Here is a 26,121-nt window from a genome sequence, read left to right as displayed (position 1 = left end):
AGTTTTGCCCCACGGGGCAGCGCGTCCGCGCGCACTGTTGAGTTGTGTTTGTCCACGAAAGATCAATTAACGATGGAGTAAGTTATGCCCGTGACGGTTCACGTCGAGTATCAGTATTGCCAGCATGGCAAAAAAGCAGTGAAGACAGGCACCGACCTGGTGACCGCGGCGGAAAACACGCCGCGCGCGATCGTCGCCGTTCTACGCCTGCTGCATCCGCATTGGGAAGGCATCAAGGTATTGTCCGCAACCGAGGCATCGGCCGAGGGCAGCGCGCCGTAATCGACCACAACCGAAGCTGCGCTCGCCGCTTCCTCGCGGCGACGCGAAGCGCGGCGCGTGCGTCCGCTGCCGGGTGCCTGCCGGGTGCCTGCCGATTTCCTGGCGGCTTCCTGGCTACGCCGGGCTCACGCAAAATCTTCCCGCGCCGTTCAGTCCGTTTCACGTCAAGCGCCACGCTCTGCGCTCCACGCGCCACGATCAGCTCGACTCACGCAAATTGTCCACGTGAGTACGCGTGCTATCCTCGCCGCATCGTAGCGGCAGATCAGACGTATCAGGCATGGCCGCGGCGCCACTCGCGCGAGCCTGCCGCTCTTTTCTTCCGCGCCCTTCCTTCACGCCCGCTCGCTCGTCCATTCGCATGTCGCTTCACGAAAATCACGCCGCGCTCGCCAATGCGCAGCCTGCCGCGCATGCGCCGTGGCACGCGCGTCTTGAACTCGGTTTCGTCGGCGGCGACGCGCGCACGACGCTCGCGCACCGGCTCCACGATGGACCGCTGCGCGTGCAACGACCGCTCTATCCGGAAGGCCAGGCAATCTGCCACGCGGTGATCTTGCATCCGCCCGGCGGCATCGCGGGCGGCGATCAACTCGATATCGACGTTACGCTCGGCGCGCACACGCATGCGGTACTGACTACACCAGGCGCGACCAAGTGGTACAAGTCGAACGGTCGCGCGGCACGGCAACGCATTGCGCTGCATGTCGGCGAGCACGCGAAGCTCGACTGGCTTCCGCAGAACAACATCGTGTTCGACCATGCGAATGCGCAAACCGATTTTTCTCTGACGCTCGCCGACGGCGCCACCGCAATCGGCTGGGACGCGACGCAGCTTGGACGGCAAGCCGCCGGTGAACGCTGGTCGGCCGGAAGTTTGCGCACGGTAGCGCGCATCGTCGGCGCGCGTGGCGAGTTGCTATGGTTCGAGCGCGCGAGCCTCACGGCCGATGATCCGCTGCGCGACGCGCCGCAAGGACTCGCCGGCTTTCCCGCGTACGGCACGCTATGGGCGATCGGTGCGGCCTGCGATAGCGCGCTCGCCGAATCGCTGAGCGCGCAACTTCCATTCGACGACACACTGCGCGCCGCCGCGTCATGCGTCACGGACGGCGTGCTGCTCGTGCGCGCGGTATCGCAGTCGATGGAAACGCTGCAGAACGCGCTCACGCGCTGCTGGCTGCAATTGCGGCCGCTCGTGCATGGCGTCCCGGCTGTGCCGTTGCGGATCTGGGCGACCTGAGCTGAGCGGCACGGACAAACAGCGCACTCGCGCGAAGCCCACGAACTTCCAACTATCGAAACGTCGGCATATCACGCCGGCTCGCCGCCTTTCACCTTCACAACGCCCGTCGCGCACCAACATGGCACGCACATACGCCCCACATTTGTGCGCGAGGCTGCTTGCCACGCCGCGAGGCCAGGCAACAGCGCGATGGCACATAGCTTGCATCTCTTGCCATCGCCATCGAACGCGGGCGTCGAAGCGAGTTCGGCCACATGCATGCGGCCACCCTGCCACGTCGCCACGCGTCAACAACAGCCGCCCCGCACGCCAACATCACAACGACACGCCACCGCCCCATCCGCCATGATCCGACCGCTTCCCCGTCTCGCGCGCCGCGCGTTGCTGGCCGCGCTGCTCGCGCTGCCGATCGTCGCCGACCTGGCGTTTCATGCGAGCGCCGCGCACGCCGGCACGCTCGATTCGATGTCGCGGACGTGGTCCGGTGCGCCACGGCTGGCCGATCGGTGAATCCGTAAGCGCGCCGTTAGCCGCACTTGATACCGTGGCCGGCTGACGATGCGTCGCCACGGCACCGGCACACCGGCACGCCGCCGCTGCGACACACCACGACACCGACGACAAACAACGACGAGACCCTCACCCGATGAAGCTGACACCTCGTGAAAAGGACAAGCTGCTGATCTTCACCGCCGCGCTGCTCGCCGAACGGCGCCGCGCGCGCGGGCTCAAGCTGAATTACCCCGAGGCCGTCGCCTTCATTTCCGCCGCGCTGATGGAAGCGGCGCGCGACGGCAAGAGCGTCGCCGAGGTCATGCACTACGGCACCACGCTGCTCACACGCGACGACGTGATGGAGGGCGTGCCGGAGATGATCCCCGATATCCAGGTCGAAGCGACGTTTCCGGACGGCACCAAGCTCGTCACGGTTCATCATCCGATTCCGTGAAACCTTCATCGTCAAGGCAGGCTCAATGATTCCCGGCGAACTTCTGATCGACGACGGCGAGCACGAACTGAACGCAGGCCGCGCGACCGTCACGGTGATCGTGTCGAATACCGGCGATCGTCCGGTGCAGATCGGCTCGCACTATCACTTCTACGAAGTCAACGACGCACTCAGCTTCGATCGCGAAGCGGCGCGCGGCTTTCGCCTGAACATCGCGGCCGGTACCGCGGTGCGCTTCGAGCCCGGCCAGCAGCGCACGGTCGAACTCGTCGCGCTGGCGGGCGAGCGCGTCGTTTATGGCTTCAACGGCAAGGTGATGGGCAAGCTATGACGATGACGCGCACATCGCGTCTATCGCGCTTATCCGCTCGTATCGCCCTGCTACACCGCCTCCACTCCGGACTCACACCATGACACTACGCATTGGCCGCCGCGCGTACGCGGAGATGTTCGGCCCCACCACCGGCGACCGCGTGCGCCTCGCCGACACCGAGTTGCTGATCGAAATCGAACGCGACTTCACGACCTATGGCGAAGAGGTCAAGTTCGGCGGCGGCAAGGTGATCCGCGATGGGATGGGCCAGTCGCAGCGCGTGCACGCGGACGTGGTCGATACGGTCGTCACGAACGCGGTGATTCTCGATCACTGGGGCATCGTGAAAGCCGACATCGGCATCAAGGGTGGCCGTATCGCGGCGATCGGCAAGGCCGGCAATCCCGACATCCAGCCGAACGTGACGATCGCGATCGGCGCATCGACGGAAGTGATCGCCGGCGAAGGGCTGATCGTGACCGCGGGCGGCATCGATACGCACATTCACTTCATCAGCCCGCAGCAGATCGACGAAGCGCTCGCGAGCGGCGTGACGACGATGCTCGGCGGCGGCACCGGCCCCGCCACCGGCACCAATGCGACGACCTGCACGCCGGGGCCGTGGCACCTCGAACGCATGCTGCAAGCGGCCGACGGCTATCCGATGAATCTCGGCTTTCTCGGCAAGGGCAACGTGAGTCAGCCGCAGCCGGCGCTCGAACAGATCGCCGCGGGCGCGATCGGTTTGAAGCTGCACGAGGACTGGGGCACGACGCCGGCCGCGATCGACAACTGCCTCAGCGTTGCCGACGACACCGACACGCAGGTTGCGATCCATACCGACACGCTGAACGAAGCCGGTTTCGTTGAAGCGACGGTGGCCGCGTTCAAGGGCCGCACGATCCACACGTATCACACCGAGGGCGCGGGCGGCGGCCACGCGCCGGACATCATCAAGGTGTGTGGAGAATCGAACGTGCTGCCGTCGTCGACCAATCCGACGCGCCCGTACACTGTCAACACGCTCGAAGAGCATCTCGACATGCTGATGGTGTGCCACCACCTGGACCCGTCGATCGCGGAAGATATTGCGTTCGCCGAATCGCGGATCCGCCGCGAGACGATCGCGGCCGAGGACATCCTGCACGATCTCGGCGCGCTGTCGATGCTGTCGTCGGATTCGCAGGCGATGGGCCGCGTCGGCGAGGTGATCATCCGCACGTGGCAGACCGCGCACAAGATGAAGGTGCAGCGCGGCGCGCTGCCCGAGGACAACGCGCGTCACGACAATTTCCGCGCGAAACGCTACGTCGCGAAGTACACGATCAATCCGGCGCTCACGCATGGCATCGCGCACGAGGTCGGTTCGATCGAACCGGGCAAGTGGGCCGATCTGGTGTTCTGGGAGCCGGCGTTTTTCGGCATCAAGCCGTCGCTGATTCTGAAGGGCGGCATGATCGCGATGGCGCAGATGGGCGACCCGAATGCATCGATTCCGACGCCGCAGCCGGTTCACTATCGCGACATGTTCGCGACGCGCGGCGGCGCTTTGAGCCGCACGTCGCTGACTTTCGTGTCGCAACTCGCCGCCGAAGCCAATGTGGCCGAACGCTACGGCCTGGAAAAACGCATCGTCGCGGTGAAGAACTGCCGCAACGTGACGAAGGCCGACATGATTCACAATGCGTGGCGCCCGACGATCAGCGTCGACCCGGAAACGTATCAGGTGATCGCCGACGGCCAGTTGCTGACCTGCGAGCCCGCCACCGTGCTGCCGATGGCGCAACGCTACTTCCTGTTCTGACCGACATGCGTACTCTCGACAAACTGTTGGCGCCGCATCTGAAGCTCGCGCCCGTTCTGGTGAAGCGCGCGCCGACCTTGACGCTCGCATTCGATGAGCGCCGCAAGAGCCGGCTCGCCGCGACGCTCGACAACGGCGAGGCCATCGCGCTGCTGCTGCCGCGCGGCACCGTGCTGCGCGATGGCGATGTGCTCGTCGCCGATGACGGCGGGCTCGTGCGTATCGTCGCGAAAGCGGAAGCGGTGCTGCTCGTGCGCGCGAACGATACGTTGACGCTGACGCGCGCCGCGTATCACCTCGGCAACCGTCATACGCCGGTGGAAGTCGGCGCGGATTATCTGAAGCTCGAATACGATCCGGTGCTGGCCGATATGCTCAAGCGCATCGGCGCGACGGTCGAGCAGGTGTCGTTGCCGTTTCACCCTGAAGCCGGCGCGTATGGCGGCGGGCATAAGCATGGGCACGACGAGACGTTCGCCGAAGACTATGCGCTCGCGCAGCAGGTGTTTGGTGAGCATCATGGTCATGGGCATTCGCATGAGCACGAACATCAGCACGGCCACGAGCACGGCCATGCGCATTCGCACGATCATGGCCACAACCACAGCCACGATCAGGATCACGAAGGCCACGTTCACGACGAATCCTGCGGCCACGCACATCACCCGCATCATCATGCGCATCGCTGAACTCACCGCGCTGCTGCATCTCGCGTCGCCGGCGCTGCCGATCGGCGCATTCAGCTACTCGCAGGGACTCGAAGCGGCCATCGAAGCGCGTTTGATCACCGATGCCGATTCCGCGCGCGCATGGATCGAAAGCGGTCTGACCGACGTGCTCGCGCGCGGCGAGTTGCCGTTCCTCGCGCAGCAGATCGAGCGTTGGCACACGCATGACGCCGCGGAACTCAGCGAAGCCAACGCCGAATTTCTCGCGAGCCGCGAGTCCGCCGAACTGCGCCGCGAAACCGAGCAGATGGGCTGGTCGCTGCGGCAGCTCTGCGTGTCGCTCGAATGGGGCGATGCAGCGCGACGCGCAACGCTCGCATCGATCACGCCGCTCGCGCAACCGACCGCGTTCGCGTTCGCCGCCCACGCGCACGACGCCGCCACCGATGCCGCGCTCGCCGCCTACGCGTTCAGCTGGGTCGAGAACCAGGCTGCCGCCGCGTTGAAGGCGGTGCCGCTCGGCCAGCTCGCGGGGCAGCGCATCATCGTCGCGCTGCGCGAGCCGATCGACGCGGCCGTCACGCGCGCCCTCGCGACCTCGCGCGAGAACCTCAACACCTTCGCGCCGCAGCTCGGCATCCTGTCGGCGCGCCACGAGTCGCAGTATTCGCGGCTCTTCCGTTCGTAAGCAACACGATTCCGACGATCCATCATGAACGCACCTCATCATCCCGCTGCACACGCAACAACCAGCGCAACCACCCACGCAACGACCCGCACGAAGAAGCTGCCGCCGCTGCGCGTCGGCGTCGGCGGCCCGGTCGGTTCGGGCAAGACCACGCTGCTCGAAATGCTCTGCAAGGCGATGCGCGAGCAGTACGACCTCGTCGCGATCACGAACGACATCTACACCAAGGAAGATCAGCGTCTATTGACCGTCGCGGGCGCGCTGCCGGCCGAGCGGATCATGGGTGTCGAAACGGGCGGCTGTCCGCATACGGCGATCCGCGAGGATGCGTCGATCAATCTCGAAGCGGTCGACCGCATGCTCACGCGCTTTCCGGACGCGGACATCGTGTTCATCGAATCGGGCGGCGACAATCTCGCGGCAACCTTCAGTCCGGAACTGTCGGACCTGACGATCTACGTGATCGACGTCGCGGGCGGCGAGAAGATTCCGCGCAAGGGCGGACCCGGCATCACGAAGTCGGACCTATTGGTGATCAACAAGACGGACCTCGCACCGCTGGTCGGCGCGAATCTCGATGTGATGGCATCGGATGCAAAGAAGATGCGCGGCGAGCGGCCATTCGTAATGTGCAATCTGAAGGCGCTCGACGGCTTAAGCGAGGTGGTAAGGTTTATCGAGGAGAAGGGCTTGTTGAAGGTGTGAAGTAAAGCAACGCTTCACTCGCCCGGATGACAGCGCGTTTATCTCGGCCATCGAGCTTTACGTCGATGGCGGCGTCGTGCAGATCTACTGCTGTACCGCAGTTCGTGCTGCATCGCGTTCTCCGTTCTCGTCGGTGCCGTCCGTATGTCACGTCGTGACGGCGCCGACGATCACCATGGCGAAGGTCTGCGGCCCCTCTGGAACGTTCGAACCCACCACCTGTACCGTGTATTTGCCGGCCTGCGCTTTCGGCACGATCACCATTTCCACGTTATTGGTGCTATCGAATGTCGCGGGTGCTCGTGAATTACCGACGTACGCCGAACCACCCGGTTCCCTGACGATCAGATTGAGGTTATTGACGAGCTTCGGTCCAGGATAATCGGAGTAGACGAGGACAATCTTCAGAACGGAGCCGGCTTTCCTGACGTTCACGGTGCGTTCATCAAGATCACCTGTACCGAGTCCGCGTCCTTCGATAAACACAACCTTCGTAGGTGCCGGTGGTTTCAGAATCGCATCGAGATTCAAACGGCCAAATCCTTCGTTGCAGTCGGGCACCGCGAGCCGCGGCCGGGTCGTTATCGCGCCGGCGATCAATGCGGCCTTGAGTAACGCGGCTGTCGGCGAAGCAATTCCGACTGTCTTGCGCAAATATTCGCGCACCACGCCGACCGCACCCGCCGTCAGCGGCGTCGCCATGCTCGTGCCACTGTCGAACATATAAAGCTTGCTGTTGCGATAACGTCCGTAGCCGAAATTGTTCTCGGCAAGCATCCGGGAACGCGTCGACAGAATATAGGTACCCGGCGCGACGATGTCGGGCTTTGCCCGCCCATCTGCTGTCGGCCCCCGACTGCTGAAGGCCGCGATGTCGTCGGCATTGTTGGCGATCCGATCGGACTTGAGCGGCTCCGCCGGATAATCCCTCGGCCAGCTTCCGCCGTAAGTCATCGTCATGGCGGGGCGCAGGTTCTCGCTTGCGCCCACGGTGATGCAGTTCTTGGCGGTGCCCGGCGGCGTGACGCTGCCTTGATCTACCTGGCCATCGGCATTGGCGTCCGTCCCATCGTTGCCGGCCGCAAACAGAATGCAGAAATCCTGCTTCGTCCAGATGAACCTGTCGACCTGTTCACACTGCTCGTCATAGGCGCCGGCATCGCCACCGCCCCATGAATTCGAATGGATCCGCGCACCTTTCCTATACGCGAACGAGAACAAGGTCTCGAGGTTGTCCGGCAGGCCGGCCAGCACAAAGCGGCCGTAGCGGTTAGCGTCCTCGGGGTCATGCCATGCCATTTCCTGTTCGACCGCCTGGAGCACCAGCTTCGCCCGATAGGACATGCCACGTATCGGGCCTGCAAGACCCTCGAGACCCGCGCTCGCGGTTCCGTCACCGAGCACCGATCCGCATACATGCGTGCCGTGGCCACTTGAAAGATCCGCCGGTCCGTCGTCGTGTCCGACATTGCTGGCCGCCTGCCTGAAAGCGGCTCCCACCGGATAGCTTTTTATCGCAGCCACCCTCCCCGCGAAATCCGGATGAATGGTCTTGGGGTCGCCATTGTCGAGCCCGGTGTCGCACACGCCGATGATCTCTCCGGCACCGCTCAGGCCCAACCCAGGCGAGTTGCCGAACATGGCAGCCGTTGCCATGATTGCGACGGCCCGGTCGTTGGAGGTCCGTCGAATGGGCCGGTTTGCGACGCGCCGCACTCCATGAATGCGCGCAAGCGCTTCCAGCGCGCGGTGCACTTTGTCCGGCTTGTTCTCGGACAGATGCACGATCATGACCTGCGCCCCTTCCGCGTATTCGACGATATCGAAGCCAAGCCGTTTGACGGCACTGCGCGCCTGCTCGGCAAGATCGCTTCGAAAAAATTGCACCGTATAGGTTCCAGGCAGCACACGCGTGCGAGGCGGCGCCGACTCTTTCGCGCTCTGCTGATCCTGCATTTGCTGATGGATGTGCTTCGAGAGTCGCGTGGCGTACGGGAGATGGTGGAGTGCTCTCAACACGGGCAGTTTTGCGACGGCCTTTACCGCGCGTGGCGACAGGCGCGCGATTACCGCGAAGCCCCCATAGGGAGCGACGACCTCGCCCCCCGCTTTGCGCACCATACTCAGCCAGCTCCGTTTTACCGGGCCGATAAACTGCAACACATAATGATGCGGCCCGGCCGTCAGGGCAGCGTCCTCGGGTCGGGCGGCAGCTTCGGTGTCCGTGGCACTGCCCGTCGAGCGCAGTCGTGGCAACTCCGCATCTGCACCCGTCTCATGCAGATCGAGCTGGTACTGTTCGGTGATGTCCTCGGTCAAACTCTTTCGGGCGAGTTCACGCGCGGCGATATCGGTTGCTTCCACCAGCACGAAAGCCGGGTAGCTTTCGACTACTCGCGCGCCTGGAATTTGAGCAACCTTATCCGCGTCTCCGTCATACACCTTCAGCATGCGAGCCATGCTTGTCTCCCATCGCCGACACACACGACTCATCCGTCGGCTCTAGCGATTAGCCGTGACCGGACGCTACGGATAGAAGCGAGCCGATCCACCATGGGCCCCGATCACATCGGGTTGCCGGACACTACGGGACGTCGAATCCGGCGCTGGTGCCTCACGGGCGATGCGCTGTCAGAACGAATCGGTACGGACGGGCGTGGGCACCCGATTGGACCCGCCGGAAATGGGTATGGAGAAGGTGGCGGGGGCGATGCGAAGTATAGGAAGACGTAATCTTTCGCCAAGGGGCATTAATGTACTTTTATGTGCCTTTTCGCACAGACGCAAACGCATCCCTAACTGCGCGGCCCTCTCGCGCCGCTTGAGAGACCCGCGAACCTCTCGTTTTGTTCACGCGCGGATCGACATCGAAAGACGAATGTTAAGTTGCTCAGTAAGAAACATTCGTCAGTGCGGTTATCTGCGTGGGAAATTCGGCGGGAAGCCGCCGATGGAATGACTGCACAAACTCAATGGCGGGCGACCATCGTCGGGTCGCGCACCACACACCAAACCCGCCGCAACGTGCCGCGTTGCACGGCACGCGCTCCTTTGCTACTCCGGCAACAACGCCGCCAGCACATCCACCGTGCGCGCCGTCGCCCCACGATGCCGCGCCGCGAACGCCGCCGCCGCACCGCCCATCGCAAGGCGCCGCGCCTTGTCGTCGAACAGCTCGCGCAATGCCCGCGCCAGATCGGCCGGGTCCTGCACCTGCACCGCGGCGCCCGCCGCGACCGCATCCGCGGTGGCTTGCGTGAAGTTGAACACGTGCGGGCCGATCAGCACCGGCACGCCGACCGCGCACGCCTCGATCAGATTCTGCCCGCCGAGCGGCAACAGACTCCCGCCGATAAACGCGAGATCCGACGCCGCATAGTAAGCGCCCAACTCGCCCATCGAATCGCCGAGCAGCACCTTCACGTCCGGCGACAACGGCAGCAACGGCGGCACGCCGCCCTCCGCGCCGAGCGCCGCCGATGCGAGCCTCGCATCGGGCGCCCAGTTCGAGCGCCGTTCGAGCCGCAAGCCCGCCTTGTCGACCAGCGCCGCGACCTCGTTGAAGCGCTGCGGATGGCGCGGCACCAGAATCAGCAGCGCATCGTCGACGCCCAGCGCCGCGAACGCTTCCAGCACCAGCGTCTCCTCGCCCTCGCGGGTGCTTGCCGCGACCCACACGGGCCGCGTGCCGATCGCCGCGCGCCACGCATGACCGCGCGCCGCCAGTTCCGGCGGCGTGCTCATATCGAACTTCAGATTGCCGAGCACCGCGACGTTGCGCGCGCCGAGCGCAGTCAACCGTTCCGCGTCCGATGGGCTCTGCGCGAGCACGCGTGCAAAGCCGCCGAACACGCCTTTCGTCGCGCCGCCGAACTTCGCCGCGCGCTTGTACGAGCGCGCCGACATGCGTGCATTGGTCAGCACAAGCGGCACCTCGGCGCGCCGGCATTCGTCGATCAACGTCGGCCAGACCTCGGTTTCCATCACCAGGCCGAGCGACGGCCGCCACGCGCGCAGAAAGCGCCGCACCGCGTGCGGCATGTCGTACGGCAGATAGCTGCGCAACACGCGATCGCCGAAAATCTCCGTGCCGGTTGCGCGGCCGCTCGGCGTCATATGGGTGAGCAGAATGCGCGCGTCGGGCCGTGCCTTCATCAACGCATCGATCAGCGGCTGCGCCGCGCGCGTCTCGCCAACCGACACCGCATGCACCCAGATCAACGGCGTGTTGTCTTCCGGCAGACGTCCGCGCGAATAACCGAAGCGCTCGCCGATATGCTCGCGATAGCCGCGCTCCTTGCGCGAACGGATCAACAGACGCAGCACCGCCAGCGGCGCGATGAGCCACCAGAGCGCCCGATAGATCGCTCTTAGCATGGGCGCTCCGCACGGCTAACGAGAGTCCGGCCGTTCATGCTATGGGCGTGGCTCACGGTTTCCAGGTGTCGGCCGCTCAAGGCCCTCCATGGCAGGCAAGCCAGCGCCCGCCGCCGAATCATCAAACGAACCGCGGCGCTCAAACCAGCGCCCTGCCCTTCAGGCGCTCGAGAATGCCGAGCGGCGCGCACTCGGGCTGCGCCATCGCCTTCACCGGCAGGAAGAACGTCTGCTCCAGCATGAACTGGCCGGACATCACCGCATGCGACGTCTGATCGGAGAAACACACCCACACGCACCCCGGTGGAAACGGCATCGTTTCCTGCGGACTGGTCTTCTGATAATCGAGGTCGGCCTTCATGCCGTCGTGCAGATGCAGCATCAGATGGTCGTACTCGCTGCGCGGCGATTTCGTCACATGCAGCAGATTCAGCAGCCACGCGGCGCCCGGCATCTGCGGCTTGATGCGCGGCAGGAACCGCTGTGCCATGTCTTCGAACGGCTCGCCGACGCGCCACACGCGCGGCGTGCCGTGCGGATTGACGTTGGTGAACACGCGCAGAATGCGCTCGCCGTAATTCGGCCGCGACGGAAACGCATCGACGTGCAGGCGGCTGTCGTCCTTGCGCCACGAGGTTTCGCGCGTTTCGACCTGATGCAACCGTAGGCTGGTGGGTGCGACGCGCAGCTTGCCGTTGTATTCGGGAAAGAGCCCGTCGACGAGCGTGCGTGCATTGGCCTGATAACGCGCGATCAATGCGCGCACCGCCGATTGCGTGACCGCGTCGCCGGCCACACCGTGCAGCGCGCCGCCGTTCGGCTCGAGGCTGATGTTCTTGCGGTTCGGGTCGGCGAGCGCCGGGTCCAGCAGCGCCTGCTCGCCGCCTTCGATCGCGAAGCGCAGGTTCGGGAAATACAGCACTTTGCCGCGTTCGACGCCGGCGAGCAGCGTCTCGCGCGGCACGGACAGATTGCGGCCGTGCCAGTCGGCGCTCGCTACTTCGATGATCTGGGTTTCGTTCATGGTCGCCCTTGGGAACGGGAGGTGCGCAAGGCGAAGCGCACCGGCGGGTTGCGGCAGCCCGGCGCGCACGATGGCGAGCCGGACGGCGGCACACCCGGGCTACAGCAAGCCGAAAGCGGCCAGCGCCGACTTGACCTGTTGCAGCGTCGGCGGCTGCCCGGCCGAGCCGAGATTGACGACGTTCGGCGACCAGTAACCGCCGGTACGCCACGCAGTCGAGAAATTGTACAACTCGACCGTCGGCCGCTTCAGCGCCGCCGCGATGTGAACCAGACCTGTGTCAACCCCCACTGTCGCGGCCGCGCCGTCGATCAGGCCGACCACCGCCGGCAGCGACAGCTTCGGCGGCACGATCGCGGCCGCGCCGAACTCCTTCGCGAGCCGCTCGCTGGTCGCGCGTTCGGCATCGCTGCCCCACGGCAGCACGAGCGATGCGCCGCGTCGCACCAGCGACTGTCCGAGTTCGATCCAGGCGGTATCGGGCCACTGCTTGTCGGCGCGCGAGGTCGCGTGCACGAACACCACGTATGGCACCGGCAGGTTCAGATTCGCCTGCGACAGCGCGAGCGCCGCGCGCCCGGTGTCGAGGCCGAAGTCGATGTCGTCGGTCGGCTGCGGCGGCGGGTCGTTCAGCGCCGCGGCCACCAGTTGGCGCGTGCGTTCCACGACATGCGTGCGCGGCTCGATCGGCACGCGCCGTTGGTAGAAAAAGCGCACCGGCCATTCGTAGCCGGCACCCTCGGTGCGATTGCCGAGGCCGACCAGCGGCCCGCGCGCGAGGCTCGAAACCCACGCGGTCTTGATCAGCCCCTGGCAGTCGATCACGAGATCGTAGTGCTCCGCGGCAAGCGCGCGGCGGAACGCGCCGATCTCGCGCCAGTTGCCGACCGACAGGATGCGCTTGCGCCAGCGCCGCAGCGAGACCGGAATCGCGCGCCGCACGCCGGTCACGAGTTCGACGAGCCCCGCGAAGCTTTCCTCGACGAGCCAGTCGATCTGCGCGTCGGGATGGCGGCGGCGGATATCCGCGATCACCGGCATGTTGTGAACGACGTCGCCCAGCGACGACACCCTCACGATCAATATCTTTTGCGCGCTCAAGAGTGGAAAAACCGGCTATCCGGCTCGAAGATGCGTTGAAAGGATCCCCATCCCGGCGCTTCGCGCCATGCCCCAGAGGGGTGAGGAGGACGGCAATTCTAGCGCGTCATATATAAAAGGCATGAAAAAGCGGCGCGGTAGATGCCACCCGCGCCGCATTCGATGGCGGCGATGCTTCGATCCGCGTTGATACGCTTGCGTGAGAGTCGAAGCGCCGCCGCATCAGCCGTCAGAACGGCAGTTTCGCATCGGCCTTTTCCGCGAGAATCACGCGGCGGAAGTCGTCCTGAATGCGCTTCAGCGCCGCGTCGTTATCGGCTTCGAAACGCATCACGACGACCGGCGTCGTGTTCGACGAACGCGCGAGACCGAAGCCGTCCGGATACTCGACTCGCAGACCGTCGATCGTCACGACGTTCTCCGCGCCGGTGAACTTCGCGTTCTGCTGCAAACGCGCGATCAACTCGAAGTTCTCGCCTTCCTCGAGCTTCAGTTGCAGCTCCGGCGTGGCGTGCGAATTCGGCAGCGAATTCAGCAGCTTGCTCGGATCCTCGACGCGCGTGAGGATTTCGAGCAGACGCGCGCCTGTATACAAGCCGTCGTCGAAACCGTACCAGCGGTCCTTGAAGAACACGTGGCCGCTCATCTCGCCGGCGAGCGGCGCGCCGGTTTCGCGCAGCTTTGCCTTCACGAACGAGTGGCCGGTCTTCCACATCAACGGCACGCCGCCCTTGTCCTTCACCCACTGCGCGAGATTGCGCGTGCACTTCACGTCGTAGATGATCTGCGCGCCCTTGTTGCGCGACAGCACTTCTTCGGCGAACAGCATCAGCTGACGGTCCGGGTAGATGATCTGGCCGTCTTTCGTGACGACGCCGAGACGGTCGCCGTCGCCGTCGAACGCGAAGCCGATTTCCGCATCGGTTTCCTTCAGCGCGCGAATCACGTCTTCGAGGTTTTCCGGGTGCGCCGGGTCCGGGTGATGGTTCGGGAAGTTGCCGTCGATTTCGGTGAACAGTTCGACCAGTTCGCAGCCGAGCTTTTTGAACAGCTTCGGTGCAAGCCCGCCGGCCACGCCGTTGCCGGTGTCGACGACGATCTTGATCGGACGCGCGAGCTTGATGTCGCTCGCGATGCGTTCGAGGTAGGCGTCGGCGATGTCGTATTCGGCATAGCTGCCGTTGCCGTCGGTGAAGCTGCCGTCGACGATGCGCTGATGCAGCGCGAGGATCTGCTCGCCGTAAATGGCCGCGCCGCGCAGCACCATCTTGAAGCCGTTGTAGTCCGGCGGGTTGTGGCTGCCGGTCACGACGATGCATGAATCGACGCGGCGCTCGCCGCCGGCGAGCTTGAGCGGCACGCTCGCCGCGAAGTAGCCGACCGGGGTGGGCACCATGCCGACGTTGACCACGTCGACGCCGGCCGCGCGCAAACCGTCGGACAGCGCCTGGATCAGATCGGGACCCGACAGCCGGCCATCGCGTGCGACGACGACCGAATCGCCACCTTGTGCGCGCACTTCGCTGCCGAACGCGCGGCCGATGGAACGCGCGGCGTCGGTATCGAGCGTCTTGCCGATGACACCGCGGATGTCATACGCCTTGAAAATCGATTTGGAGATCATGTTGGCTCACTTGCGTGCAATGGAAAATTTTGACCTGCGCGCCGCTGACGAATCGGTAAATTCGCGGCAACGCTCGCATAAGACCCGCTGCCCACCCGCGATGAAAGCGGGCGTTGTCATACCGCGGCGCGCCCTTGCCGGAAGCGGTCCGGTTCCAACTTATAATTGCGTTCTTCTGACCCGCCTGAATAACGCCATTCTAATGCTTAGACGCCCTCCATTTGTAAAGTTGCCGAGGCTACCGGCCAGGTGGGCGAACGCGCAGACGGCCATCCGCATGGCCACACGATCAGCCGCGCAAGGCGGCCTGACGGGCGCGCGACGGCGAGCGGCCAACGGATGCTAACGCTCAAACGTTTCACTAATCCGGACGTCACGCGTGCATTCACGAATATCGTGTGGCTGGGGCTCGAGCGGCTGACGCAGATCGGCGTCGCGATCGTGATCAGCGGCATGCTGGCCCGCTACTTCGGGCCCGATACGTTCGGCAAATGGCAGTACGCCAATACGCTGCTGCTCGTGTTGTCGCCGATCACATGGGTGTGCGGCGCGGAAATTCTCGTACCCACGATCGTCAACCGTCCTCCCGAACAACTCGGCACCGTGCTCGGCAGCGCGTTCGCGCTGCGCTTCTCGGTGTCGGCCGTGGCGCTGCTGCTCACCTGGCTCGGCATCGCGCTGCATCTGTTCGAGCCGCTGGTCGGCGCGATGCTTGCCGGTCTCGCGGTGACGATGCTGTTTCGCGAGCCCTTCGTCGGCGTGATCAACGCGTGGCTGCAAAGCATGACCTACAGCAAGCCGCAACTGCTCACCAGCATGGGCACCGCGGTGCTGAAGGCGGCCTGCGTCTATCTGCTGGTGCGTGCCGCCGCCGCGCCCGCGCGTTTCGGCTGGCTGTGGGCGCTCGAATCGGCGGCAATCGGCGCGGTGCTCGTGCTTTACTTCGTGCGCCGGCATGGCGGCAAGCTCGGCTGGCGCATCGAACGCCCGCTGTTCAAACACTTCGCGAGCGCGGGCACGGTGTTCTGGCTCGGGCTCATCTGTATGTATCTGTTCCTGAAGCTGGACCGGCTGATGCTCGAACGCGCGATTTCGTTCGCCGACCTCGGCCGCTACTCCGCCGCGCAGCAGCTGAACGAAAACTGGATCACGCTCGCGCTGATGCTCGCGCAAACCATCGCGCCCGCGTTCGTCTATCGCGTGCAGAGCATCGCGCAGCTACGTCGCAACATGTGGCGCCTCACCGCGATGACCGCCGTGCTGATGGTTGCGGGCGCACTGGTGCTGGATCTGCTCGCCGGGTTCATCATCCGCCGCGTGTTCGGGCCGGACTTCGAAGGCGCGATCGAGATCTTCCGTTGGGCCGTGTGGCTGTCGGTGCCGGCCGGCATCGAGGCGATCGGCAATCTGGTGGTGCTCAAGTATCAAGCCAAATTCGTGTTGCTGGCGAAGTGGCTGCTCGCGCTCGCCGTTGCGTTCGCAGTCAATCTGATCGCGATCGCGCGACTCGGCGCGTATGGCGCGCTCGTCGGTCTCGCGGCCGGTTATCTGGCGGCCGCGTCGGTCAATCTTTATTACATTCGTTTCAAATTGCGCCCATGACGAATTCATCCGCCACCGCGCAAATCACGCTCGACGATGTCGCCGTGCTGATGCCCGCCTACAACGGCCAGGCGGACGTCGATTCGACGCTCGCGTCATTCAGCGAAAACGCGCTGGTGCACGTACTGATCGTCGACGACGGCAGCGTGCCGCCGATCGTCGCGCCCTCGATGCCGAACCTGAAGATCGAGGTGCTGCGCATGGCGCAGAACGGCGGCATCGAGCGCGCGCTGCAAACCGGTATCGACGCGCTTGCGCAGCGCGGCTTTCGCTACGCCGCGAGAATCGACACGGGCGACCGCGCGGTGCCGGGCCGCCTCGCGAAACAGCGCGCGTTCATGGAACAGCATTCGCACGTGGCGGGGCTTGGCATGTGGACGCAGGTCGTCACGCGCGCGGGTGAGCCGCTTTTCATGCTGACGCCGCCCGCCGAACCGCAAGCGATCCGCCGCCAGCGCTTTTTCCGTTCGTGCCTCGCGCATCCGTCGATGATGCTGCGCATCGACGCGGTGCGCGCAGTCGGCAACTATCGCGCCGACTATCGTTCAGCCGAAGATCTCGATCTGTTCGTGCGTTTGATGCAGCGTTACGACTGCGCGAATCTGCCGGAACTCGGCCTCTACTACGAGCTGAACGAAGGCGGTATCAGCGCGACGAAGCGGCGCCGTCAGATCGTCTCGACGTTGCGCTTGCAACTACGTTATTTCAATGTGGTAAATCCATACGACTGGCTCGGGCTCGCGAAAAATCTGCTGCATCTGATGCTGCCTTATCGCACGCTGCAACGGGTCAAGCGCATGCTGCTTACGCCGCGCGCAGGCCATTGATCTTGCGGCTCGCGATGGATGGCGCATCGCCTCGCTTGCGTTCGTATTTTGTCGCCGTATTCATTGCCCTATCCGTTTTCCAGGTCAACGCCCGATGCAACGCACAGCCTCTTCCCACATGAAGCCCTCTTTCAAGTCGACGCCCGCGCTACGCATTACACTCGTTTGCAATACGGCCTGGGCAATCTATACGTATCGCCAGGGGCTGATTCGCATGCTGATTGGGCGAGGCGTCGACGTCACCGTGCTCGCGCCGCGCGACCGCACGTTCGAACTGTTGACGGCAATGGGTTGCCGCTGCGTCGAATTGCCGATCGCATCGAAAGGCACGAGTCCGCGCGAGGACCTGCGCACGCTCGCCGCGCTGTATCGGCAATACCGGACGATCCGGCCGCACGTCGTGTTTCACTACACGATCAAGCCGAACATCTACGGCTCGATCGCGGCAAAGCTTGCGGGCGTGCAGTCGGTCGCGGTCACGACGGGGCTCGGCTACGTGTTCATTCAGCAGAGCCGCGCTGCCCAGATCGCGAAAAAAATGTATCGTTTCGCGTTCCGTTTCCCGCGCGAAGTGTGGTTTCTGAATCGCGACGATGAAGCGGCCTTCATTGATGGCAAACTGCTTGTGCATCCGGAGCGCGCGCGACTATTGCATGGCGAGGGTGTCGATCTCGAGCAGTTTGCGTTCACGCCGCTGCGCGAGTGCGCGGAGTTCCGCTTCGTGCTGATCGGGCGTCTGCTGTGGGACAAGGGCGTCGGCGAATTCGTCGAGGCCGCGCGACAACTGCGCAAGCGCTATCCGCATGCGCGCTTCCAGTTGCTCGGGCCGGTCGGCGTCGACAATCCGAGCGCGATCACGCGCGAGGAAGTCGCCGCGTGGGAGCGCGAAGGCGTGATCGAGTATCGTGGCGAAGCGCACGACGTGCGGCCGTTTATCGCCGACGCGGATTGCGTCGTGCTGCCGTCGTATCGCGAAGGTGTGCCGCGCACGCTGATGGAAGCATCCGCGATGGGGCGGCCCATCGTCGCGACCGATGTGCCCGGTTGCCGCGAAGTGGTGGCCGACGGCGTCAACGGCTTGCTGTGCGAAGTGCGCAATCCAGCGAGCCTTGCCGCGAGCCTCGCGCGCATGCTCGACATGAGCAGCGCCGAGCGGCGCGCAATGGCAGAACGCGGCCGACAGAAAGTCGCGATGGAATTCGACGAACACATGGTCGTCGAAACCTATAAAGACCTGGTGCAGAAAATCACGGGCGTTCTACTTTAACGGAGCAATAGCATGACCACGAAGGGCACGATTCTGGTAACCGGCGGCGCCGGCTTTATCGGCTCGCACACCTGCGTCGAACTGCTCACCGGCGGCTACGATGTCGTGGCGATCGACAACCTCGTGAACAGCAAGCGCGAATCGCTGCGGCGCGTCGAGCAGATCACCGGCCGCGCCGTGAGCTTCTACGACAACGACGTGCGCGACGAAGTGGCGCTCGCGCGCATTTTCGACACGCATCCGATTACCGGCGCGATCCACTTCGCGGCGCTGAAGGCCGTTGGCGAATCGGTCGCGAAGCCGATCGACTACTACGCGAACAACGTCGGCAGCCTGTTGGCGCTGCTTGGTGTCATGCGCGATCGCAACGTCAGGCAGTTCGTGTTCAGCTCGTCGGCGACCGTGTATGGCGTGCCTGAAAGCTCGCCGATCGACGAATCGTTTCCGCTGTCGGCAACCAATCCGTATGGTCAGTCGAAGCTGATCGCCGAGCAGATTCTGCGCGATCTCGAAGTATCGGATCCATCGTGGCGCATCGCGACGCTGCGCTATTTCAACCCGGTCGGCGCGCACGAGAGCGGGCTGATAGGCGAGGACCCGGCAGGCATCCCGAACAACCTGATGCCCTATGTTGCGCAAGTTGCGGTCGGCAAGCTGGAGAAGCTGCGGGTGTTCGGTGGCGACTATGAGACGCCTGACGGCACCGGCGTGCGCGATTACATCCACGTGGTCGATCTCGCCCGCGGACACCTCGCCGCGCTCGATGCGCTCGTGAAACGCGATGCGAGCTTCGTCGTCAATCTCGGCACGGGCCAGGGCTATAGCGTGCTCGACGTGGTGCGCTCGTTCGAACAGGCATCGGGCAAGCCGGTGCCGTACGAGATCGTCGCGCGCCGTCCGGGTGACATCGCGCAGTGCTTCGCCGATCCGACGGCGGCCGAGAAGATCATCGGCTGGCGCGCGCAGTTCGGTATCGAGCGGATGTGCGCCGACCATTGGCGCTGGCAGTCGTTGAACCCGCGCGGATTCGCCTGAAGTTTACTGTTGACCGACCGCGGAGCTGGTGAGTCGCGACGCACGGACTCCGCCGCGGTTGGTCCTGGTATTTTGGTGGCTTTTTCAGAGTCATTCGGGAAGGTCTGGCCTTGCTGGCGATGGGGGAATTCGCCGGCGAGGTCGCTGTTTTGTATCGGATGTTTTCGCTCCCGCTTTTCCCGCTTGACCTACCGCGAACTCGCGGTTCAGGGGTGATTATGCGCGGCACCCAGAGCCGTTGATGCCGTCGTTTTAGTGCCTGATTTGGGGGCTAAAACGTTAACGCGGCCTCTGAAGTGCCGGCTACCGCTCCGACAGAACATCAAGGCACGATTTAAAGATGGTTAATCCGGGATCGATAAATTGCGGGCGAGCCAACCATCCATTCACACGCTGATTTATATCGCGGGGCGAGCGCTCGCGACTCGTGCGAGCGCGATGGAGCATCGCTTTTCGTAGCTGCGGCAACGCTTCGGACGCATTTTCCAACCGATTAACGCCGACACCAAACGCGTTCTTTTTCGGGCGTAAAGCGAAACTTCGCTGGATATGCCCAGGATCGATGTATCGCCTACCTCATTGACGCCCCCTGCCCTTGCTTGACTGCAGCGAGTCGCTTCGCGCTTACCACGCGGCCTGATGGGTCGCGGCACGAGCCGCGTAAGTGGTATCTAGATACTCGCGAAGAGCTCATGGCCCGAAAGAAACGAAGCTTGTTAGATGGGCGGGCGCTGCGTCGCCATAGCGCGGCGACATCCTCCCCGGCGGACGGGTTTGCATTTCCGCTTTTCCCGATAAATCACATCTTGATTACTTCAACCGCCCTGCATTAGGCAAGCGCTCGTTCGAGTCATGGCTTTTATTCTCTATTTTCACGGCAGCCCCACACAGGAAAGCATGGGCATTACTCAAAAATATTCATGAAAGCATTTTGATTAAATTTTTAATCCAGCCTTTTCAATAAAAATCGCGATTTTTAAGTTAATAACTACATCATCACGATGTAACACATTCATGCTTGTGCATTATCTTTTGCGCTTCTACTTCGCAATGCGCGAGCATTTATTGCGTATGATAAAAGAAAAAAATACATACCGGTCGTTCGATAAAATACTTCGCATTTTTTGCCGACTTCCAGTCAATAGCCGCCTATTGTCCGAGAAGCGCTATTCGCCCTTCGAGCAAGTAGTTCACCGGCGGCATTTATAATACGAAAGATGTAGATGAAAATTTCCTCGAAACACCCGTGTCAAGTAGTTCATTATGATTTTTTTTGATGGAAAGGCGAATTGCCCCATTTCTTTGCCAAATTAGGGAAGATCTAACTCCGCTAAAACGGATGCAGGGAGCTATCGCTTTTTTTCTCATATCTTTGAATGCGTTACAGAACTGAAACGTTTTTTGAGATATATTTTGCACCCGTGAACTGCGCGGGAAAACCCTATCGCGCAATTCTTTCTTGTTTAACGTGCATTTTCGTTCGCATTTCGCGGATTTGAAAGATTTCTTGTTGTAGCAAGCGTAATAGCTACCGCAACGAAGTCGCTCCATTCAACGGGACCTCATTCCCGGATCTTCGATCCAGGACGTGCTGGCCACACCAAATTGCTCTCGCGAAGTGGCGATTCCGTTGGAGTGGTCGTACCCTTTCAATTAACGTGCGGATATAGATACTCCCGGATCGAAAGACTTAGCCGACCGCTGGCACGGGGAAATCCGTCAAACGAGAAATGCAACGATAGTTACACTTTTAAACAGTTTAATTTGTACCCCGAATTAACCAAATTGTTCATTTTTTGTTATGGCGATATTTCTTTAGAAATACTTCGATCGGCGAAGACTTCGCCTGAAGCCTCTTCCTGATCGACAACGATATGTAATTCCGGCAACCGTCCCTTCATTGTGACGGTGGGATCGTTGCGCGAGTACTAGAACGCGCATGCCGTTATTGGACAACGCCCTTGGATCGAACAGGGCGTCGCGAGGATTCGTCACCCCCTCCGTTAGGTCCAAAGCATCCTCCACCGAATTTTGTGGTGGATGACAGGCGGCGCATAGGTGTAGCCACGAGGTGACTAGCTGATAAGAGGAGGAGTCGAAATATTCGTCATCGAAAGAATCCTGATGTTAATCAGTACCACTTATCGAGTGATCGCGTTCGCGACCTGACTTGGTAAGCGCGGATCCCCTCTGGGAAGTCAACCGCCTCGCAGGGCCTTGCCGCTGCGAACGTCGTAACGGCTTTTTGGGATTTTGTTCACGCCTAGGCGGCATCTAACGCGCCTTCGGGCAGGCATCCCTGTTTCTTGTGAAGCCTGAAGTACAGGGCTTTGAGTCTTCAAACAAATTCAAGAGGATATTGCTAGTGTCACCGAAATTGAAAACCAACCTTTCCCGAGCAACGCTCGCAGCTTGTGTCACTTTCATGGTCGTGGGTTCGGCGCAAGCGCGCGGACACCATTCGCACTGGCACAATGGGCAATCGTCGAGCTCGACATCGACTTCTTCGGCTCCTTCGACTTCGACTTCGACTTCGACTTCGACTTCGACTTCGACCCCTTCGACCCCTTCGACCCCCGCAACCCCTTCCACTCCGTCGACGACCCCGTCGGCACCCGCATCGGCAACCGTACAAGCGGCGCTGTTGCCTGCAAACACCTCGGCAAGCGCATCCTTCGCAGGCTTGTCGAACGGCACGTTGCCTGGCTCGACCAACGTCTCGAAGGTCAACGTTCACTCGCTGCTCTACCCGGGTAACACCACGAAGGTGCTGGTGCACTATCTGCCCTGGTTCGACGGCGGCAACGACACGGGCGTCAACGTCAACTACTCGAACGCCAACCCGACTTACATCAACGCATTCTTCGCCGACATCGTGAGCCGCGGTGTCGACGGCGTCATGGTGGACTGGCAGGGACAAACCGATATCAGCGACAAGGACTGGCTGATCTCGCAACCGCTCATTCACAATTACAAAACGCTGTCGGGCGATAAGCTAACGTTTGCGATCATGCTCGACGCGAACCTGCTGGGCAACGGCAGCGGCACCAATCAGGCCAAGGTGCTGTCCGCGATGAGCTACATCAACTCGCACTACCTCAGCGACCCGTCGTATCTGACCTATAACGGCAAGCCTGTCGTCGGCGATTTCGGCTTGACGGCAGCAAGCGGTATCGACTGGACGGCTGTTCAGGCCGCGTATCCGAACGTCCAGTTCGTGCACCTGGACAATGCAACGTCGCCTGACGGATTCGGCATCGCCAAGAGCGGCGGTTCGTTCCTGTGGGTGAACCCGACTTCGCAAAATGTGTCGCCGCCCAATCTGTCGGACATGGACGACTTCATGACCCGCGCAAATCAACACCCGTCGGAAATCGCGATGATGGGCGCGTACAAGGGCTTCAACTCGCAATACGCGTCGTGGGATGGTCAGGAATACGTCAACCAGCAATGCGGTCAGACGTGGCTGGACGGCTTCACCAAGATCAACCAGTACTACAACTCGGCCAAGCAGCTTCCCTTCCTCCAACTGGCGACCTGGGATGACTACTACGAAGGTACGCCGCTCGAGACGGGTGTCGATAACTGTCTGACGATGAAGACTTCGGTGAGCGGCCGCACGATCACGGTTGCGCCTTCGAACACGAGCACGCTGGACCATCTGGAGTTGTGGAGTTTCAACAACTCGGCGTGGAGCCAGGTGAGCTACCCGGCCAACACGACGTCGATTCCGGTAACCGCCGCGGGTACCTACTACGTCAAGGCCGTTGGCAAGCCGTTCATCAAGAACAACCTTTCGTCGGCCATCACGGTCAATTAAGCGTCGCGTTCGCACCGCGTGGCATGGCATCGTATGAGCCACGTGGTGCTTCGTGTCCGGTAGTTGACTGGCTGTCAAAGTGTCTGGAGGGAAGCGGCTGAACAATGCACACGTCAGTCTTCTTCCCTCTTCCTCCAAAAACAACCAGCGACAACGTCAAACGCCGGCGGAAGGCGAGGTACCTGCATACGGATGGGAATCCGTAAGAAGTAATCCTCGAAAGTATCAACAGCGGCCGCGAATGCAAAATTGCGGCGCAAGCTTCATAGTCCGCTTCGCAGCACAGCGGCGAATGCACCAGTTCAGAAGTAGTAACGCAACCCCGGCTGTTTGATTGCGGCCAAACTCCCCTTCCTTAAGAGAAATCGGTCACTTCGACGCTCGTCGAGCTGGCAACGCGCGCGACGACTCCGTATACGTCCGTCCGCTGCGCAGCAATAAATTGCTCTCGCTCAACCTCGCAGAGCTGAATTGTTAAATCGGCCTTCTCTTTCCTCCTTTGGTGCTGCAACCCACACAGCACCAGCCCCATTGCGCAACACTATTGATGCAGGAACCCTGGCTGCAAAGCAGGCAGAACTATTGCTTCGCATTCCCGTGAAGCGGATCAATGTGCGTGGCCTTCAGCGTCCGATGCTCTTACGCGACAACGGCACCACAGTCCCGACATAGTACTTTTGAAGCCAGTATTGAGATCGGCCTCTCGTCATATCCTCAACGAACGATCGAGAAGCTCGGGAAGTTCGTCGCCATGTTCTTTGATTGCTATCGACTGAAGTCTGCGCGAGCGAGCGACAACGCTACTTGTTACCTCGGGGCAAATAGTTTTTGACATTGCAAGACTAGTCGATCGATGAAGGTGATGCGTCTACGTAGTGTGTTCGGTGCGGCGGCGAACAGAACGAAGATCTCCTTTCGTACGACATTAGAAGTGATAGTAAGCGCGCTTAGGGAGAAGACCAACGTGAATCACACTTCACATGTACCGTCCATCGGCCGGATCGCACGGGCAAAGTTCTCTTGCGCCGTTTGCGGAGCAGGTCCGTCGGGGATGGGCTTTTTATTTCATGCTTTCAAAACGGGGAACTTGCCGGAGATCGCGAGGAATGGCCTTTTGATCATCGACAAACGTACCGAGCTCGGGGCGGGCAAGCTGGGCGAATATGTAAATGTCACCGGTAATACTGTAGGCAATACCTTTCTCGCTTGCCTCGAACATGAAAACTTTCAGGAAGTGTTTGCCGATCTTCGACAGAACTCGCCGCTGCACAAGCGCATGATCGAGGCGGCCGATGGGCCGCCGAGTCTCGCCGACGCAGGTGCATTGCTTGCACAGGCAACCGAGCAACTCCTCGCTTACCTGAGCGCGCGTTACAACGTCACCGTATTGCGTGGCCACGAGATCGACAAGATACGGCGCCTTGAAAGCGGCGGCTTCGAAATCGTCTATCACGATGTGAACGATCCAACCTCGGTCAGTACGGTGTCGAGCGACACTGTCGTGATGAATCTGGGTGGGCAGCAACGTGTCGGAGAAATCGACCAGTTGTGTCGAGGACTGCGGCTGCCGCCGCTCAACGCGGGCACCCGATCCTATGTGTCCGATGACGTGCTCAGTCTGACGACCGCGCAATTGATCGCCGAATTCAAGCGCGACTTCTCACAACGGGAAACGCGTCGTCCGAACCGGTTGACGGTTATCGGTGGGTCGCATAGTGCATTCACGGTTGTCGACCGCCTGGCGATGGAGTTGGGAAACGAAGGTCTGGATGAAATTGCCGTGATTCATCGGTCACAGGTCCGCCTGTTTTTCGAAACCGTCGAAGAAGCACGGGCCGATGGTTACGAGGTCGACGAAGTGAACGACGTCTGCCCGGTCACCAAGCGAGTCAACCGTGCCGGTGGTCTGCGCTATCGGGCTTTTGACATTGCGCGCTCAATCATGGCTAGCGGCCATATACCGGCTGCGAAGCCTCGCGTCGAACTGATTGCCGCGTATTCGAGCGAGGCCGCCCGGTCGCGCGCACGCGAATACCTGAGGGACTCCATCGCCGTTATCCACGGCGCCGGGTATGGTCCCAACATGTCGACACTCGTCGATCATTACGACAGGCCGATTTCACTGCAACTGGGCCAGGGAGGAGTGGTCTCCGACAAATACGGATGCCCATTCGATGCCAGCGGCAAAGCAGTGCGGGGGTTGTTCTCTTTTGGACTCGGTTCGGGGTTCCGTCCGGACGAGCAGATCCGCCGCGAGACCGGATTCGAAGCGGCATTCCGCGGCCGCATTTATGGCGTATGGGCATTTCATCATGACTTCGGCGGGCGGGTTATGAATGGGGTGCTCGAGGCGTTGGCGACCGTACCGTTCGCACACGAAGCCGACGTTGCGTCGCACGAAAGCGCGGCCGGCTCGCACGCGTTGCCGGAGTTATCCGCATACGACGGACCCAATCTGGCGATGGCTCCGCAAAGCTGAAACCGCCGATCGTCAGCGATCGGCGAACGTCCAGCGGGCTCCTCGATTGAAACCCTGCTTGCAAGGGTCTTTCGACGACCCGCATTCGACGCTTCACCGCCTGGCGACGACGCGGTCTATTAGCATGCGTCACTGCCGCGTGCTTTACCCATCAAGCCCGTGCGATCTACTTCGCAACGAAGGCTCTTCTTCCCACTCTTCCTCTCGACCTTAATACATTCGCGTTCGCTCAATCGGGCCGCTGTCTAAACATTCAACTCTTGGGTTGCAGCATCGGCACAGCAATTACTCTGTGAACTAACGAACGGAG

At 62.0% G+C, this 26,121-nt stretch carries 21 protein-coding genes; 15 read left to right on the top strand and 6 right to left on the bottom strand.

Going from position 1 to position 26,121, the window contains the following annotated elements; all coding sequences use genetic code 11:
* Window positions 1-84 precede the first annotated feature (84 nt).
* From L0U82_RS03530 to ureG, 9 genes are all read left to right on the top strand, one after another.
* The gene (locus L0U82_RS03530; protein WP_233828540.1) at window positions 85-282 is read left to right on the top strand and encodes a hypothetical protein; all 198 of its coding nucleotides are present in this window, start codon (window positions 85-87) and stop codon (window positions 280-282) included.
* 361 nt (window positions 283-643) lie between these two features.
* Complete coding sequence (locus L0U82_RS03525) at window positions 644-1,525, top strand: urease accessory protein UreD (protein ID WP_233828538.1); 882 nt, start codon at window positions 644-646, stop codon at window positions 1,523-1,525.
* Between the two features lie 348 nt (window positions 1,526-1,873).
* Entirely contained in the window at window positions 1,874-2,038 is a 165-nt protein-coding gene (locus L0U82_RS03520; RefSeq protein ID WP_233828537.1) for a hypothetical protein, read from the top strand.
* Window positions 2,039-2,174: 136 nt separating this feature from the next.
* Window positions 2,175-2,477: an urease subunit gamma gene (gene ureA, locus L0U82_RS03515; RefSeq protein WP_233828535.1), complete on the top strand. Its 303-nt coding sequence runs from the start codon at window positions 2,175-2,177 to the stop codon at window positions 2,475-2,477.
* Window positions 2,478-2,502: 25 nt separating this feature from the next.
* Complete coding sequence (locus L0U82_RS03510) at window positions 2,503-2,808, top strand: urease subunit beta (RefSeq protein ID WP_233828533.1); 306 nt, start codon at window positions 2,503-2,505, stop codon at window positions 2,806-2,808.
* A 79-nt stretch (window positions 2,809-2,887) separates the two neighbouring features.
* Window positions 2,888-4,594 carry an urease subunit alpha gene (ureC, locus tag L0U82_RS03505; RefSeq protein WP_233828531.1) on the top strand — a complete coding sequence of 569 codons (1,707 nt, stop codon included), beginning with the start codon at window positions 2,888-2,890 and terminating at the stop codon, window positions 4,592-4,594.
* 5 nt (window positions 4,595-4,599) lie between these two features.
* Complete coding sequence (gene ureE, locus L0U82_RS03500; protein ID WP_233828529.1) at window positions 4,600-5,283, top strand: urease accessory protein UreE; 684 nt, start codon at window positions 4,600-4,602, stop codon at window positions 5,281-5,283.
* Window positions 5,270-5,950 carry an urease accessory protein UreF gene (locus L0U82_RS03495; RefSeq protein ID WP_233828527.1) on the top strand — a complete coding sequence of 227 codons (681 nt, stop codon included), beginning with the start codon at window positions 5,270-5,272 and terminating at the stop codon, window positions 5,948-5,950. The genes ureE and L0U82_RS03495 overlap by 14 nt, the downstream gene beginning before the upstream one ends.
* 24 nt (window positions 5,951-5,974) lie before the next feature.
* Complete coding sequence (gene ureG / locus L0U82_RS03490; protein ID WP_233828525.1) at window positions 5,975-6,655, top strand: urease accessory protein UreG; 681 nt, start codon at window positions 5,975-5,977, stop codon at window positions 6,653-6,655.
* A 147-nt stretch (window positions 6,656-6,802) separates the two neighbouring features.
* Here the strand turns inward: ureG and L0U82_RS03485 are convergent, their stop codons facing one another.
* The 5 genes from L0U82_RS03485 to L0U82_RS03465 form a co-directional block, all read right to left on the bottom strand.
* Window positions 6,803-9,115 (bottom strand): S8 family serine peptidase, encoded by a 2,313-nt coding sequence (locus tag L0U82_RS03485; protein WP_233828524.1) that lies wholly within the window; start codon window positions 9,113-9,115, stop codon window positions 6,803-6,805.
* Window positions 9,116-9,709: 594 nt separating this feature from the next.
* Window positions 9,710-11,032 (bottom strand): lipid IV(A) 3-deoxy-D-manno-octulosonic acid transferase, encoded by a 1,323-nt coding sequence (gene waaA, locus L0U82_RS03480; RefSeq protein WP_233828523.1) that lies wholly within the window; start codon window positions 11,030-11,032, stop codon window positions 9,710-9,712.
* Between the two features lie 139 nt (window positions 11,033-11,171).
* Entirely contained in the window at window positions 11,172-12,056 is an 885-nt protein-coding gene (locus L0U82_RS03475; RefSeq protein WP_233828522.1) for a Kdo hydroxylase family protein, read from the bottom strand.
* A gap of 99 nt (window positions 12,057-12,155) precedes the next feature.
* Window positions 12,156-13,097 carry a lipopolysaccharide heptosyltransferase I gene (gene waaC, locus L0U82_RS03470; RefSeq protein ID WP_233833104.1) on the bottom strand — a complete coding sequence of 314 codons (942 nt, stop codon included), beginning with the start codon at window positions 13,095-13,097 and terminating at the stop codon, window positions 12,156-12,158.
* A gap of 289 nt (window positions 13,098-13,386) precedes the next feature.
* Window positions 13,387-14,781: a phosphomannomutase/phosphoglucomutase gene (locus L0U82_RS03465; protein WP_233828521.1), complete on the bottom strand. Its 1,395-nt coding sequence runs from the start codon at window positions 14,779-14,781 to the stop codon at window positions 13,387-13,389.
* A 339-nt stretch (window positions 14,782-15,120) separates the two neighbouring features.
* Here L0U82_RS03465 and L0U82_RS03460 point away from each other — a divergent pair, with 339 nt between their 5' ends.
* The 4 genes from L0U82_RS03460 (at window position 15,121) to galE (ending at window position 19,512) form a co-directional block, all read left to right on the top strand.
* Window positions 15,121-16,383, top strand: a complete 1,263-nt coding sequence (locus L0U82_RS03460; protein WP_233828520.1) for an oligosaccharide flippase family protein — start codon at window positions 15,121-15,123, stop codon at window positions 16,381-16,383.
* Entirely contained in the window at window positions 16,380-17,210 is an 831-nt protein-coding gene (locus tag L0U82_RS03455; protein WP_233828519.1) for a glycosyltransferase, read from the top strand. The genes L0U82_RS03460 and L0U82_RS03455 overlap by 4 nt, the downstream gene beginning before the upstream one ends.
* 118 nt (window positions 17,211-17,328) lie before the next feature.
* A complete protein-coding gene (locus L0U82_RS03450) occupies window positions 17,329-18,477 on the top strand; it encodes a glycosyltransferase family 4 protein (protein ID WP_233828518.1) in 1,149 nt (382 codons plus the stop codon).
* Window positions 18,478-18,489: 12 nt separating this feature from the next.
* The gene (gene galE / locus L0U82_RS03445; RefSeq protein WP_233828517.1) at window positions 18,490-19,512 is read left to right on the top strand and encodes a UDP-glucose 4-epimerase GalE; all 1,023 of its coding nucleotides are present in this window, start codon (window positions 18,490-18,492) and stop codon (window positions 19,510-19,512) included.
* Between the two features lie 2,274 nt (window positions 19,513-21,786).
* Here the strand turns inward: galE and L0U82_RS03440 are convergent.
* Complete coding sequence (locus L0U82_RS03440; protein ID WP_233828515.1) at window positions 21,787-22,242, bottom strand: hypothetical protein; 456 nt, start codon at window positions 22,240-22,242, stop codon at window positions 21,787-21,789.
* Here L0U82_RS03440 and L0U82_RS03435 point away from each other — a divergent pair.
* Together L0U82_RS03435 and L0U82_RS03430 are read left to right on the top strand one after the other, a co-directional pair.
* Window positions 22,211-23,332: a hypothetical protein gene (locus tag L0U82_RS03435; protein ID WP_233828513.1), complete on the top strand. Its 1,122-nt coding sequence runs from the start codon at window positions 22,211-22,213 to the stop codon at window positions 23,330-23,332. The two genes, L0U82_RS03440 and L0U82_RS03435, sit on opposite strands and share 32 nt — an antisense overlap.
* Window positions 23,333-24,446: 1,114 nt before the next feature.
* Complete coding sequence (locus L0U82_RS03430; RefSeq protein WP_233828511.1) at window positions 24,447-25,811, top strand: malate:quinone oxidoreductase; 1,365 nt, start codon at window positions 24,447-24,449, stop codon at window positions 25,809-25,811.
* Window positions 25,812-26,121: the final 310 nt, after the last annotated feature.

Source organism: Paraburkholderia sp. ZP32-5 (assembly GCF_021390495.1).
In the GTDB taxonomy this organism is placed as follows: domain Bacteria; phylum Pseudomonadota; class Gammaproteobacteria; order Burkholderiales; family Burkholderiaceae; genus Paraburkholderia.
Note: the sequence above shows the minus strand (reverse complement) of the source record. Positions and strands in the feature narration are given on the sequence as shown.